The 13,678-nt window shown below is 74.9% G+C and carries 10 protein-coding genes; 9 read left to right on the top strand and 1 reads right to left on the bottom strand.

Annotated features, from left to right (window positions below):
- The first annotated feature begins 11 nt into the window (after positions 1-11).
- Positions 12-4,004, top strand: coding sequence for an alpha/beta fold hydrolase (locus tag AB0I60_RS01995; protein WP_360725178.1), 3,993 nt, complete (start codon positions 12-14; stop codon positions 4,002-4,004).
- A gap of 50 nt (positions 4,005-4,054) precedes the next feature.
- The gene (locus AB0I60_RS01990; RefSeq protein WP_360725176.1) at positions 4,055-5,824 is read left to right on the top strand and encodes a fatty acyl-AMP ligase; all 1,770 of its coding nucleotides are present in this window, start codon (positions 4,055-4,057) and stop codon (positions 5,822-5,824) included.
- Positions 5,825-5,898: 74 nt separating this feature from the next.
- Here the strand turns inward: AB0I60_RS01990 and AB0I60_RS01985 are convergent, their stop codons facing one another.
- Positions 5,899-7,761, bottom strand: coding sequence for a transcriptional regulator (locus tag AB0I60_RS01985; protein WP_360725174.1), 1,863 nt, complete (start codon positions 7,759-7,761; stop codon positions 5,899-5,901).
- A 327-nt stretch (positions 7,762-8,088) separates the two neighbouring features.
- Here AB0I60_RS01985 and AB0I60_RS01980 point away from each other — a divergent pair, with 327 nt between their 5' ends.
- The 7 genes from AB0I60_RS01980 to AB0I60_RS01950 are packed head-to-tail and all read left to right on the top strand — an operon-like array spanning position 8,089 to position 13,663.
- Positions 8,089-9,225, top strand: a complete 1,137-nt coding sequence (locus AB0I60_RS01980; RefSeq protein WP_360725172.1) for a beta-ketoacyl synthase N-terminal-like domain-containing protein — start codon at positions 8,089-8,091, stop codon at positions 9,223-9,225.
- The gene (locus AB0I60_RS01975) at positions 9,222-10,181 is read left to right on the top strand and encodes a beta-ketoacyl synthase N-terminal-like domain-containing protein (RefSeq protein ID WP_360725170.1); all 960 of its coding nucleotides are present in this window, start codon (positions 9,222-9,224) and stop codon (positions 10,179-10,181) included. The genes AB0I60_RS01980 and AB0I60_RS01975 overlap by 4 nt, the downstream gene beginning before the upstream one ends.
- Positions 10,178-10,969: an alpha/beta hydrolase gene (locus AB0I60_RS01970; protein ID WP_360725168.1), complete on the top strand. Its 792-nt coding sequence runs from the start codon at positions 10,178-10,180 to the stop codon at positions 10,967-10,969. Before AB0I60_RS01975 ends, AB0I60_RS01970 begins: the two co-directional genes overlap by 4 nt.
- Before the next feature lie 51 nt (positions 10,970-11,020).
- Positions 11,021-11,281, top strand: coding sequence for an acyl carrier protein (locus AB0I60_RS01965; protein ID WP_360725166.1), 261 nt, complete (start codon positions 11,021-11,023; stop codon positions 11,279-11,281).
- Positions 11,278-11,637 carry a hypothetical protein gene (locus tag AB0I60_RS01960; protein ID WP_360725164.1) on the top strand — a complete coding sequence of 120 codons (360 nt, stop codon included), beginning with the start codon at positions 11,278-11,280 and terminating at the stop codon, positions 11,635-11,637. Before AB0I60_RS01965 ends, AB0I60_RS01960 begins: the two co-directional genes overlap by 4 nt.
- Positions 11,634-12,122, top strand: coding sequence for a 3-hydroxyacyl-ACP dehydratase FabZ family protein (locus tag AB0I60_RS01955; protein ID WP_360725162.1), 489 nt, complete (start codon positions 11,634-11,636; stop codon positions 12,120-12,122). The genes AB0I60_RS01960 and AB0I60_RS01955 overlap by 4 nt, the downstream gene beginning before the upstream one ends.
- Entirely contained in the window at positions 12,113-13,663 is a 1,551-nt protein-coding gene (locus tag AB0I60_RS01950; protein ID WP_360725160.1) for a long-chain-fatty-acid--CoA ligase, read from the top strand. The genes AB0I60_RS01955 and AB0I60_RS01950 overlap by 10 nt, the downstream gene beginning before the upstream one ends.
- Positions 13,664-13,678 lie beyond the last annotated feature (15 nt).

Genomic DNA, 13,678 nt, shown 5'->3' with positions numbered 1-13,678 from the left:
ATGCATCCGGGATGAGCAGCGAAGACAAGCTCCTCGACTACCTCAAGCGCGCGGCTGCTGAGCTGGCCGAGGTGCGTGGGCGGTTGCGGTCGGTGGAGGAGGCGGCGCGGGAGCCGATTGCGATCGTGGGGATGGGGTGTCGTTTTCCGGGGGATGTGGTGTCTCCTCAGGGTTTGTGGGATGTGGTGGCGTCGGGTCGGGATGTGGTGTCGGGGTTTCCGGCCGATCGGGGTTGGGACGTGGGGGGTTTGTTCGATCCTGATCCGGATCGTCCGGGGTTCACGTATGTGCGTGAGGGTGGGTTTTTGGCGGGTGCGGGTGGGTTTGATGCTGGGTTTTTCGGTGTGTCGCCGCGTGAGGCGGTGGCGATGGATCCGCAGCAGCGGTTGTTGTTGGAGGTGTCGTGGGAGGCGGTGGAGCGGGCGGGTGTTGATCCGCGTTCGTTGCGCGGTTCCCGGACCGGCGTCTTCACCGGGTGCAGCATCCACGAGTACGGCGTCAACACCACGTCCCGTGTCGCCGGGTTGGAGGCTCACCTGCTGACCGGCGGCGCGGGGAGCGTCCTGTCCGGGCGGGTCGCGTACTCGCTGGGGTTGGAAGGGCCGGCGCTCACCGTTGACACGGCGTGCTCGTCGTCCTTGGTGGCATTGCACTTGGCGTGTGATTCGTTGCGCCGCGGTGAGTCCTCGATGGCGTTGGTGGGCGGGGCGACGGTGATGTCGACGCCTACCGCGTTCGTGCGGTTCAGCCGGCTGCGCGGTCTGGCTCCGGACGGCCGGTGCAAGGCGTTCTCCGACGACGCCGATGGGATGGGCATGGCGGAGGGCGTTGCCGTGCTCGTGGTGGAGCGGTTGTCGGATGCGCGTCGTGCTGGTCGTCGGGTGTTGGCGGTGGTGCGGGGTTCGGCGGTGAATCAGGACGGTGCGAGTAATGGTTTGACTGCGCCGAGTGGGGTGGCTCAGCGGCGGGTGATCGTGTTGGCGTTGGGTGCGGCGGGGTTGTCGTCGGGTGATGTGGATGTGGTGGAGGCGCACGGCACGGGTACGGCGTTGGGTGATCCGATCGAGGCCGGCGCACTGCTGGCGACTTATGGGCGTGGTCGGAACGGTGTGCCGTTGTGGTTGGGGTCGTTGAAGTCGAACATCGGGCATACGCAGGCTGCGGCGGGTGTGGCCGGTGTGATGAAGATGGTTTTGGCGCTGGACAGGGGAATTCTGCCGAAGACGCTGCATGTGGATCGGCCTTCGCGGCATGTGGACTGGTCTTCGGGTGACATCTCCCTGCTCAAGGACTCGATCGCGTGGCCGGAGACGGGCCGTCCTCGACGGGCCGGGGTGTCGTCGTTCGGGATGAGCGGGACGAATGCCCACGTGATCCTGGAGCAGGGCGACCTCCCGGCAGTGGTGGACGCTGAGCCGGTTCCCCGTGGTGTGCTGCCGTGGCTGGTGTCCGGGCGCACTGCGGTCGCGTTGCGGGACCAGGCCCGGCGGCTCGGCGAGTTCGTGGCCGGGGAGGACGGCGGCCGGCGCGCTCTGGCGGAGGTGGGGCGCTCGCTGGTGGTGTCCCGGTCCGCCTTCGAGTACCGGGCCGTCGTCCTGGCGCAGGGGCACGAGGACTTCGTGCGCGGACTGGACGCGGTGGCCGGTGACCGGCCGGACGTGGTCGGTGCCGACGCGGGCGTGGTGCGGGGGATCGCCCGCCCGGACGTGCGTTCCGCGCTGGTCTTCCCGGGCCAGGGGTCGCAGTGGGTGGGCATGGCGGTCGAGCTGGCCGAGACCTCCGAACCCTTCGCGCGCAGCCTGCGCGCCTGCGCCGAAGCCCTGGGGAACTTCGTGGACTGGTCGCTGTGGGACGTGCTGAAGGGGGTCGGGGACGGGTCCCTGGAGCGCGTCGACGTGGTGCAGCCCGCGCTGTTCGCCGTGATGGTGTCGTTGGCGGAGCTGTGGCGCGCGTCGGGGCTGGTGCCCTCGGCCGTGATCGGGCACTCGCAGGGCGAGATCGCCGCCGCGTGCGTGGCGGGAGGTCTGTCCCTTGAGGACGGTGCCCGGGTGGTGTGCCTGCGCTCCCGGCTCCTGCGCGAGATCGCCGGCAGCGGCGGGATGGTGTCGGCGGCCCTCCCCGCCGACCGGGCCGCCGGGGCGTTGGCAAGGTGGGGCGGGCGCTTGTCCGTGGCCGCCGTGAACGGCCCGCTCTCCGTCGTGGTGTCCGGTGACTCCGCCGCCCTGGACGAGTTCGTGGCCGCCTGCGAGGACGAGCAGGTGCGCGTGCGGCGGATCGCGGTCGACTACGCCTCGCACTCGCCTGCCGTGGAGGGCATCCGCGAGCAGTTGGTGCGCGCACTGTCCCCGATCCGCCCGCGATCGGGTGCCGTCCCGTTTTGCTCCACCGTCACGGGTCGCCCGCTGGACACGGCGGAGCTGGGACCCGAGTACTGGTACCGCAACCTGCGGCAGACGGTGCTCTTCCACGACGCGGTGCGGCACGCCGCCGAGGAGGGCGTCCGGGTCTTCGTCGAAGCGAGCCCGCACCCGGTGCTGACGCTGGGGGTGCAGGAGACGCTCGACGGCTCCCTGCCGGCCGGCGACACCGGCACCGCGCTGGGCACCCTGCGCCGCAAGGACGGCGGCCGGGAACGCTTCCTCACCTCCCTCGCCGAGGTGTGGGCCAACGGCGTCCCGGTCGACTGGACCACCGTGCTGCCCGAGGCGGCCGTCCGCACGGACCTGCCCACCTACGCCTTCCAGCACCGCCACTACTGGCTCACCCCGCACGCACCCGCCACCACCGGCGCGGACCCCGTCGCCGACACCGGTCCCGACGTCGGCGCGGGTCCGGGCCTGCGGGAGAGCCTGGCGGCCGTCCCGGACGAGGACCGGGTGTCGGTGCTGACGGACTGGGTGCTCGCCCAGGCCGCGTCCGTGCTCGGGCACGACCCCGGTGAGCAGCTCGACAGCGCCGGCGCGTTCCGCGACCTCGGGTTCGACTCGGCGACCTCGGTCGAGCTGCGCAACAGGCTGCGCCACGGCACCGGGCTCGACCTGCCCGCCGGCGTCGTCTTCGACCACCCGTCCCCGCGCGCCCTGGCCGCGCACCTCGACCGGAGGATCGCCGAGGGCGGGCTCGCCGCCGAGGGGGCACCGGACCGCCCGCAGCCCGCCGCGCGGCCGGCGCTCGCGGGCGTCGGCCTCGGCGAACTCGCCGCCTACGGCCACCGCTCCGGCCAGGTCGAGGCGGTGGACCGGCTGCTCGACGCCGCCGCCCGGATCCGGCCCACCTTCCACGGCCCGCACGGGCTGGACCGCGCACCGGAGTTCGTGCGGCTGGCGAAGGGCGACGGCGCGGCCGTCCTGGTCTGCCTGCCGACCATCGACGCCTCCTCCAGCCTGTACCAGTACTCCTACTTCGCCGCCGCGCTGGACGGCGCGTGGGACACGTGGTTCCTGCCCCTGCCCGGGTACGTGGACGACGAGCCGCTGCCCTCGGGCGTGGACGACGTCGTGGGCCTCCAGGCGGACCTGGTCCGCGCCCGGTTCGCCGACCGGCCGGTGGTGCTCGTCGGGCACTCGTCGGGCGGCTGGTTCGCCCACGCCGTGTCCGGCCACCTGGAGCGCGCCGGCGCGGCACCCGCCGCCGCCGTGCTGCTCGACACCTACGTCCCCGGCACCGCGCAGTACGGGTTCGTCCGGTCGGCGATGGACCGCAAGCTGCTGGCCAGGCAGGAGCGGTTCGGCCTGACCAGCGGGGCGCGGCTGACCGCCATGGCCGGCTACGCCAGGGTGTTCGCGGACTGGGCGCCGCAGGGCGGTCGGACACCGACGCTGTTCGTGCGGCCGGAGGACTGCGTCGACCCGGAGGTCCGGGACGGGCACGCCGCGTGGCGGGCCTCGTGGCCGCTGGCCCACGACCTGGCCGAGGTGCCCGGCGACCACGTGACCATGGTGGAGGAGCACGCGGGGACCACCGCGCGCCGGGTGGAGGGCTGGATCCGGGGGCTGCCGGGGTGACGGCCGCACGGGTGCGCGTTGTGGACGGTTCCCACCGAGGAGGGGCGAGGATGGACAGGCCGACGTTGCCGGAAGTCGTCATGGGCCACGCGCAGCGGTTCCCCGGTCGGAAGGCGCTCGTGTCGGTCTCCTACGACGGCACGGCTCCCGCCGACCAGGTGCTGACCTACGGCGAGCTGCACGCCGCCGCGCTGTCCCTGGGCAGCCACCTGCGGCGGAGCTGCGAGGTCGGGGACCGCGTGCTGCTGCTCTACCCGTCCGGCCCCGACTTCCTGATCGCTTTCCTGGGCTGCCTGTACGCGGGCGCGGTGCCGGTCCCGGCACCGCTGCCCACCGGGCCCCGGCACCACCTCGACCGGACCACGGGCATCGCGCTGGACGCCGACGTGAGCGCCGTGCTCACCCAGGCCCGGGACCTGGTGACCATCGCGGACTGGCTGGACCAGGACGGCATCGCGGACCTCCCCGTCACCGCGACGGACGTGGCCCACCCGGGCCGGTCGCTGACGGCACCCGTGCGCACCGACCCGGGCACCACCGCCTACCTCCAGTACAGCTCGGGGGCCAACAACCGGCTCCGGGGCGTGGTGGTGACCCACGACTGCCTGGTGGACAACCTCCGGCTCATCCAGCGCACCTACCGGCTCACCGCGACCGACACGTTCTGCACCTGGCTGCCGCTGCACAGCGACCTGGGGCTGGTCGCCTCGCTGCTGGAACCGCTCCACCTGGGCGGCACGGCGGTCGTGATGCCGCCGCACGCCTTCGTCAGCGCGCCCCACCGGTGGCTGGAGCTGATCGACCGGTCCGGCGCGACGATCAGCTTCGCCCCCAGCTCGGCGTTCGAGCTGTGCGTGCGGCGGGTGACCGACGAGCAGGTGGGTCGGGTCGACCTGTCCCGGTGGCGGCACGCCTGCAACGGCGGGGAGCCGATCGACCCCGGCACGCTGGCCGCCTTCGCCGCCCGGTTCGCGCCGGCGCGGTTCCGGGAGACCGCGCTGCGGCCCGGCTACGGCCTGGCCGAGGCCACCCTGCTGGTCACCGGGGCTGGGCCCGACCGGGCCCCGACGGTCGTGCGGGTGGACCCGCGCGAGCTGGAGAACGGCCGGTTCGAGCCGGTGCCGCCTGGGGCGGAGGGCAAGCCCCTGGTGAGCAGCGGGACGATCGACGGCCTCGACGTCCGGGTCGTCGAGCCGGACCTCGCCGCCGAGCTGCCGGATGGGCGCCTCGGCGAGATCTGGGTCCGGGGCGGCAGCGTCACGGCCGGCTACTGGCGGCGGGGCACCGAGACGGAGGCGGCCTTCGGCGGGGTGCTGGGCTCGGGGGAGGGGCGGTTCCTGCGCACCGGGGACCTCGGGGTCCGGCACGGGGGCGAGCTGTACGTGCTCGGCCGCCTGGCGGACATGATGTTCCTCCAGGGCCGGACGCTGCACCCGCGCGACGTCGAGCAGGCGGCGCTGGCGGCGGACGGGACGTCCACCGGCCTGGCCGCCGCCGCGTTCCTGCTCGCGGGCTCGCGGAACGTGGTGGTCGTCCAGGAGGTCGACGCCGACCGCGTCGGCCGGGACGGGGTGGCCCGGCTGGCCGACGCGGTGCGCAGGTCGGTGGGACGGCGGATGGGCATCCTGGTCTCCAGGCTGGTGTTCGTGCCGCCGGGCGGGCTGCCCCGCAGCACCCGGGGCAAGGTGCAGCGGGCACTGGTGGAGGAGCTGTTCCTCGCCGACGCGCTCACCCCCCTCGACGCGCTCCCCGGCCCCCGGACCCGGGAGCCGTCCCGCCGCCCCGCGCCCCTGGCGACCACGGGCCGGAAAGCGGGCTGACCCCCGGCGGTGGTCCCGGGCCGGTTGACGCCGGTGCGCCGGACCGGCTGACGTCGTCGGTCCGGGGCCGGCGGTCACCACTCGTCGGTGAACCGCACGGGACTCGGCCCCAGCGAACGGCTGAGCACGGCGTGCCGCTCGGTCGGGGTCTCCTCGCGGGCGGCCAGCTCCGCCGCGTAGCGCCGCACCAGGCCGTGGAACGAGTACCGCAGCTCGCCGGAGTCTCCGGTCCTGGTCACGTCGAGGAGCCGGACGTCGACCAGCCGCTCCACCACCTCCCGCGCCTCCTGCACGGTGACGTCGAGGGCGACCGCCGCGTCCCACACCGACAGGCTGGGCACCACCGGCAGCGCGAGCAGCCGGAACGCCCGCCGGGCGGGGTCGGGCAGGCCGGCCAGGCTGGGCGCGAGTACCGAGCGCAGGTCAAGGTCGGCGACCCCCAGCTCGTCCAGGCCGTCCTGCGGGCGCGACAACCGGTCACCGAGCCACTCCACCCGCTGGTGCGGCTTGGCGGCCAGCCGCGCACCGGCGATGCGCAGCGCGACCGGCAGGCCGCCGCACAGCTCGGCGACCCGCCGCGCGGCCCGGGGTTCGGCGGCGAGCCGCCGCGCGCCCACGATCCCGGCCAGCAGGTCGAGCGAGGCGGCCAGGTCGAGCACGGGCAGGTCGACCGACCAGGTCCCCTCCAGCGCGGGCAGCCGCTGCCGGCTGGTGACCAGCGCGACGCAGTCCGGGCCGTCCGGCAGCAGGGGCCGCACCTGGCGCTCGTCGGCCGCGTCGTCCAGCAGCAGCAGCACCTGCCGGCCGGCGAGCCGCGAGAGGTAGGCCAGCCGCCGGTCCTCGACGCCGTCCGGGATCTCCGCGTGGTCGGCCCCCAGCGCGCGCAGCAGGTCGGCGAGCACGTCGCGGGGTGCGGCGGGCACCGGGTCGGTCCCGCGCAGGTCGATGAAGATCCGCACGCCGGCGTCGTCCTCGGGCACGAGGTTCGCCAGGTGGACGGCGAACGCGGTCTTGCCGACCCCGGCCATGCCGGTGACCACGTGGGCCGCGTGCCTGCGCCGGCGGCGTGCCCCGGGGGCGAGGTCGCGCAGCGCGGACCGCACCTCCTCGTCGCGCCCGGTGAAGTCGGCCGGGGCGGGCGGCACGGGGAACAGGGGCCGCCTCGGCGCGGGGACCACCACGGCCGGGCGGGGCTCCGCCCGCGCGTCGAGGCTGTCGGTCAGGACGCGCTGGCGCAGGTCGCGCAGGTCGCTGCTGGGTTCCAGGCCCAGCTCGCGCACGAGCACCGCGCGGTAGTCCTGGTAGACCTTGAGCGCGTCGGCCTGCCGGCCGCTCCGGTGCGTGGCGATCATCAGTTGGGCGCGGAACCGCTCGCGCAGCGGTTCGGCCGCCACCAGCGAGGTCAGCTCGGGGACCAGTTCCGCGTGCCTGCCGAGTTCGAGGTCCGCGTCGATCCGGGTCTCCAGGGCCGCCGCGCGGGTCTCCTCCAGCGACGCCCGCTCGACCTCCGCGAGGTGCTCGGTGACGCCGGCCAGCGCGGGACCCCGCCACAGCACGAGCGCGGCGGTCAGCTTGTCGGCGGCCTCGGCCGGCCGGCCCCCGGCCAGCGCGGCGCGGCCCTCCCCGGCCAGCCGCTCGAATTCGAACAGGTCCACCCGGCCATCGGACATCCGCAGCAGGTAACCGGGCCGTTGGCGAATTATCCGGGCGGCCGGTCCGACCTTTTTGCGCAATCGGGACACGTAGTTCTGCACCTGCGCCTCGGCGGTGGCCGGCGGGTCGTCGCCCCACAGCACCTCGAACAACTTGGCGTCACCCACGATTTGGCCCCTGGCCAGCAGCAACGCGGCGAGCACCGTCTTGGTCTTGGCTGCGCTGAGCTCGACCGGCTCGCCCTTCTGGTGCACTTCTACCGGACCCAGCAGCTTGATGTCCACATGAACTCCAATACCCTGCCCGCGGTATCCGGAGAATATCACGGAGGAGTGCCGGATTCGGGTGTCGCGGGCGTTCGCCGAAGTCCCGGTCCGGCGAGTATGGGAAATGTGTGGGTGCCGGTGTGGCCGATTCCGCACGCTGTGTCGAGTGGGCATCACCGGTTCGCGGGAGCCCGGCGGCCATTCGCCCGCCGGGCGGCCCCGCCGGATCCGGAGCGCACCCGCCGGACGCGGCGCGCTCGGCCGTTCGCGTGGTCGACGCGCGGCCGGCGGTTCCCGCGCACCGACCACCGGTCGCCGTGGCGGCAGACCTTCGAGGAGGACCGGATGAGCTGGCTGATCACCGGCACGGGCGCGGTGTCCAGCATCGGCGGCACCGTGGCGGACATGTTCGACGCCCTGCGGGCGGGCCGGAGCGGGGTGGCGCCGCACCGGGGGTTCGACCCCGGCCGCTTCCGGGCGCGCAACGCCTACGAGATCGACGACCGCCCGGTCGGCGTCCTGGACGCGCCGGGCCGCACGACGAACTGGCTCGTGGAGGCGATCGACCAGGCGGTCCGCGACGCGGGTCTGGACGACCGCCTGGACGACGTGCCCATCCTCGTCGGCACGACGCAGCGGGAGATGCGCTCGGTGGAGCTGCACTGGCGGGACGGCGTCCCGCTCGACCCCCGCGACGCGCACTTCGGCACGGCGCTGAGCCGCCGGTTCGGGGCCGGGGCCACCTACACCGTGGGCAACGCCTGCGCCGCGTCGCTCTACGCCCTCGGCCTGGCCACCGACCTGCTCGACCTCGACGCGGCCGACACGGTGGTGGTCGCGGGGGCCGACACCATCACCGAGAGCATCTACGGCCTGCTGGACCGGTGCTACCCGCTGCCCCCGGACGCCGTGCGCCCGTTCGACCGCAACCGCCGGGGCATGATCCAGGGGGACGGCGCGGCGGCGGTGGTCCTCCAGCGGGACGCACCGGGGCGCGGGGCCCGCACCCGCCTGCGCGGCGTCGAGGTGAACTGCGACGCCGTGCACCCCTCCGCACCCGACACCGGCAACATCGCCTGCACCATGCGGCAGGCGCACGCACGGGCCGGGCTGCACCCGCGCGACGTGGACCTGATCCTCCTGCACGGCACCGGGACCGTGCTCAACGACGACGCCGAGGCCGAGGCGGTCGGCGAGGTGTTCGCCGGCGTCGACCCGTTCCCGCGCACCACGGCGATCAAGTCGATGACCGGTCACACCGCCGGCGCGTCCGGCCTGCACAGCCTGATCACGGCCGTCGAGTCGCTGCGCACCTCGACGGTGACGCCGACCGTGGGCGTGGACGACCCGATCGAGGCGGTCTCGGGGTTGCGCCTGGTGCGCGACCGCGCCGAGCGGGCGGAACTGGCCGTGGCGCAGGTGAACTCCTTCGGGTTCGGCGGGCTCAACGCCGTCGCGCTGGTCGAGGAGGTGCGCGGGTGAACGGGAAGTCGGTCGTCGTCACCGGGATCGCCACGGCACTGTCCGGTGTGGACGGTCCGGCGGACCTGGCCGGCGGGCGGCCGGCGCGGCCGGGGGCCGCCGACCCGGCCGACGCGCTGACGGGGCGCGGCCTGCGGTACGCGGACCGGGCGACGAAGCTCGCCCTGTGCGCGGCCCGGGACGCCCTGGAGTCGGCCGGCCTGCTCGCCGGGGGCGCGGTCCCCGAGGAGAGCACCGGGGTCGTCGTCAGCTCCAACTACGGCAACGTCGACACGTTCTGCGACACCGTGGACGCGATCACCCGGGACACCTACCTCGGCACCAGCCCGATGCGGCTGCCCGCCACGGCCAGCAACGTGACCGCGTCCGCCGTCGCGATCCGCTTCCGGTTGCGCGGGGCCAACGTGACGCTGTGCAACGGCCCCACCTCGGGCATCGACGCCGTGCACTGGGCCCGCGTGCTGGTGGCGGCGTCGCGGGTGGAGCGGGTGCTGGTGATCGGCGTCGAACCGGCGAACCGGCAGGTCGAGTCGCTGTCCGGGGTGCCGGGCCACGACCTGATGGACGGGGCCGCCGGCCTGGTGGTCGAGTCCGAAGCCGCCGCGCGGTCCCGGCGCGCGGAGGTGCTGGCGGAACTCGGGCCCTACTCCCGCCGGGCCGACTGGGCGGAGAGCGTGGCGACCGTGCTGCCGGGCGGTCCCGGCCAGGTGGACCTGTGGTGCACGCCCGGCGGCGTCGACCCCGGGCCGCGCGCCGTGGTCGACGCCGCCGCGCACCTCGACGTGACCCGGCTGCTCGGCGAGTGCTCGGGCGCGCTGGGGGTCGTGCAGTGCGTGGCGGGCACGGCCTGGCTGGCGGACGGCGGCGGCACCGTGCTGGCCACGGCCGGCCGGGGTGCGCCCGACGACGACGCGGCCTCGGCGATCACGCTGAGCCGGGCGGGGGGACGGCGGTGACCGGGAGCGGGCGGCGGGCCGCCGTGCGCCGGCCCGGGGCGGCGGGCGCGGGTGCGCCGCAGGTGCTGCTCCTGCACGGCCTGGGCGGCGGCAACCTCGCGTGGGCGCCGCTCGCCGCGCGGGTCGGCGACGACTGGCGGCTGTGGGAGGCGCTGCTGCCGTGGGCACCCGGCGGCGACGCCACCTGGAGCCACCACGTGCCCGCGTCGTCCTGGGTGGCCGACGCGGTGCGCGCGGTCGACGGGGGACCGGACGTGGTGGTGGCGCACTCGTTCTCCGCGACGCTGGTGCTCGAACTGCTCACCACCGCCGAAGTCCCGCCGCCCAAGGCGCTGGTGCTCGTGGCCCCGTTCCACCGGGCCCGCGCGGAGGACTTCGACCGGGCGTCGGTCGCGCTCAGCCTCGCCCACGTCGACGCGGTCCTGGAGGAGGGGCTGCGGGCCCCGAGGGGCGACCGGGCCACCCGGGCGTCCCCCGAGGTCGTCCGGCGCATGGGCCGGTGGGCGCGGGAGCGGATCGGCCCCTACGGCTGGGCCCGGTTCTTCGGCAGCTACCTCGGGACCCCGTTCCTGGACCTGGCGGAGCTGCGCACGCCGACCCTCGTGGTCGCGGGCGAGGACGACGTGGCGGCCACCGCCGAGCAGTGCCGGGAGCTGACCCGGCGGCTGCCCGCCGGTCGGGTCGAGGTCCTGGCGGGGTGCGGGCACTTCCCGATGACGCAGGCCCCGGTGCGGTTCGCCGAGGTCGTGCGGGGGTTCGTGGAGTCGACGGTCCCGGTGGCCGCCTGACGGCACGGCGGGCGCGCAGAGCACGGCTGGACGACGAGCAGGGGAGTGATCGTGGCCGAACCGGTTGTGAACGACGAGCAGACCGAGGACATCCGCCGGTTGATCGCCGGGCTGGCGGAGTTGGCGCCGGACAGCGTGGCGGACGACGCGCACTTCAAGGACGACCTGGAGATGGACTCGCTGCTGACCATGGAGATCGCGGTGCACCTGGAGCGGGAGTACGGCATCCGGCTCGCGGAGGGCGACCTCGGCGAGATCACCACCGTGCGCCGGTGCGCGGACCTGGTGCGGGCGAAGCAGGTGGACCGGTGACGGCGCGGGCCGGCGTCGTCGAGGTCCCGGCGGACCGGGGGAGCGCGTCCCGGCACGTCGACGCAGACGACCCCGTCTTCGCGGGCCACTACCCCGGTTTCCCCGTCCTGCCGGGCCTCTACCTGGTGCGCTTCGCCGACCAGGTGGTGCGCGGGCTGCGCGGCGCCGGCCGCGCGCCGCGCCTGGCCGAGGTGGTGAGCTGCCGCTTCCTCGCCCCGGTGTACCCGGGCGACGACATCCGCATCGACGTCGTGCGCCGGCCGGGGGAGGACGGGCAGTGGGCCGCCACGGTCGTGGTCGGTGCCGAGCGGGCGGCCGAGATCCGGCTGCGCTACCGCGAGGGGGACCGGTCGTGACCACGGCGGAGGGAATCGCCCGGATCATCCCGCACCGGTACCCGATCCTGCTGGTGGACCGCGTCCTGGACGTCGAGGTCGGCCGGCAGCTGACCGCGATCAAGGCCGTCACCTGCAACGAGCCCTGGTACGGGGAGGACCGCTGCCTCCCCGCCCCGCTGCTGATCGAGTCGTGGGCGCAGGCGGCGGTGCTGCTCGCGGTGTGGGAGCAGCCCAACCCGGACGTCGTCGCGGGCAAGGTGGAACTGGCCGGGAGCATCAAGAACGCCGTGCTCGGCGACCCCGTCGTCCCCGGCGACGTGCTGGAGCACCGGGCCGAGGTGGTCAAGGCCATCGGCGACACGGCGGTGCTGGCGGGGGAGTCCCGGGTCGGCACGTCGACCGTGCTGACGGTGGGCTCGTTCGTGCTGGCGCTGCGGGACCTGCGGGACCTCGCCAGGCGTCCCGCCGCGCACGCCGGGAGAGGGGCCGACCGGTGGGCCTGACAGCACCGCTGCGCCGCGCCCTGGCGTCGGTGCCGGACCGGGTGGCGACCGTGTGCGGCGACCGCGTCCGGACCTGGGCGGAGCACGGCGACCGGGTCGCCCGGCTGGCGTCCGCGCTGCTCGACCTCGGGGTCGGGCGCGGCGACCGGGTGGCGATGCTGGCCCGGAACTCGGACCGGTACGTGGAGTACCTGAGCGCGGTGCCGTGGGCGGGGGCGGTGCTCAACCCGGTGAACACCCGCTGGAGCCCGGAGGAGATCGCCTACTCGCTGCGCGACTCGGGCACTGCGGTGCTCTTCGTGGACGACGGGTTCGCGCACCTCGTGCCGGAGCTGCGGCGCGAGGTGCCCGCGCTCACCGCCGTCGTCCACTGCGGTGACGGGCCACCGCCGGCGGACCTGCCGTCCTACGAGGACCTGGTCGACGTGAGCCGGCCTGTCGGCGACGCGGAACGCGGCGGCGACGACCTGGCGGGCGTCTTCTACACCGGCGGCACGACCGGGGGCGCGAAGGGCGTGATGCTCAGCCACCGCAACGTGATGACCTCGGGCGCGGGGAGCACGGCCCTGGGCTTCGGCCGGCCGGGCGGCCGGTTCCTGCACGCCGCCCCGCTGTTCCACATGGCGGGCTTCTCGCTGTGGCTGGCCGGCAGCCTCCACGCCGGCACGCACGTGGTGCTGCCCGGCTTCGACGCGGTCGCGGTCGTCGCCGCCGTCCACGAGCACCGCGTGACCGACGCGCTGTTCGTGCCGACGATGATCGGGATGCTGCTCGACCGGGTCGAGGACTCCGGGCTGCCGCTCGACTCGCTGCGCGGGATCGTCTACGGCGGCTCGCCGATCCCGTCGGCCGTGCTGGAGCACGCGCGCGCGGTCCTGCCGCAGGTGGGGTTCACCCAGGCGTACGGGATGACCGAGCTGTCGCCGGTCGCCACGGTGCTGGGCGCCACCGACCACGACGACCCGGCCCTGCGCCGGTCGGTGGGACGGGCGGCCCCGCACGTGGAACTCCGCGTCGTGGACGACACGGGGGTCGAGGTGCCCACGGGGGTGCCGGGCGAGGTCGTCGTGCGGGGGGACAACGTGATGAGGGGCTACTGGGGCAAGCCCCGCCAGACCGCCGCCGCGCTCCGCCGGGGGTGGCTGCACACCGGGGACGTCGGCTACCTGGACGGGCGCGGCTACCTGTTCCTGGTCGACCGGATCAAGGACATGATCATCTCGGGCGGGGAGAACGTCTACTCCGTCGAGGTGGAGGACGTGCTGGCCCGGCACCCGGCCGTGGCGTCGTGCGCGGTGATCGGGGTCCCGGACCCGAGGTGGGGCGAACGCGTGCACGCCGTCGTCCGGCCGGTCGACGGGGCGCGGGTCGACGCCGAGGAGCTGCGCGCGCACTGCCGGCGGCACATCGCCGGCTACAAGGTGCCCGCCGGCGTCGAGTTCGTGTCGACCCTGCCGCTGTCGGCGGCCGGCAAGGTGCTGAAGCGGGTGCTCCGGGACGAGTACCTGGCCGCCCGCGCGGGCACCGGCCGGCCGCGCTGACGAGGACCCGGCGAC

Source organism: Actinosynnema sp. NPDC050436 (assembly GCF_040655415.1).
Lineage (GTDB): Bacteria > Actinomycetota > Actinomycetes > Mycobacteriales > Pseudonocardiaceae > Actinosynnema.
This window is presented reverse-complemented; position numbering and strand designations above follow the sequence as displayed.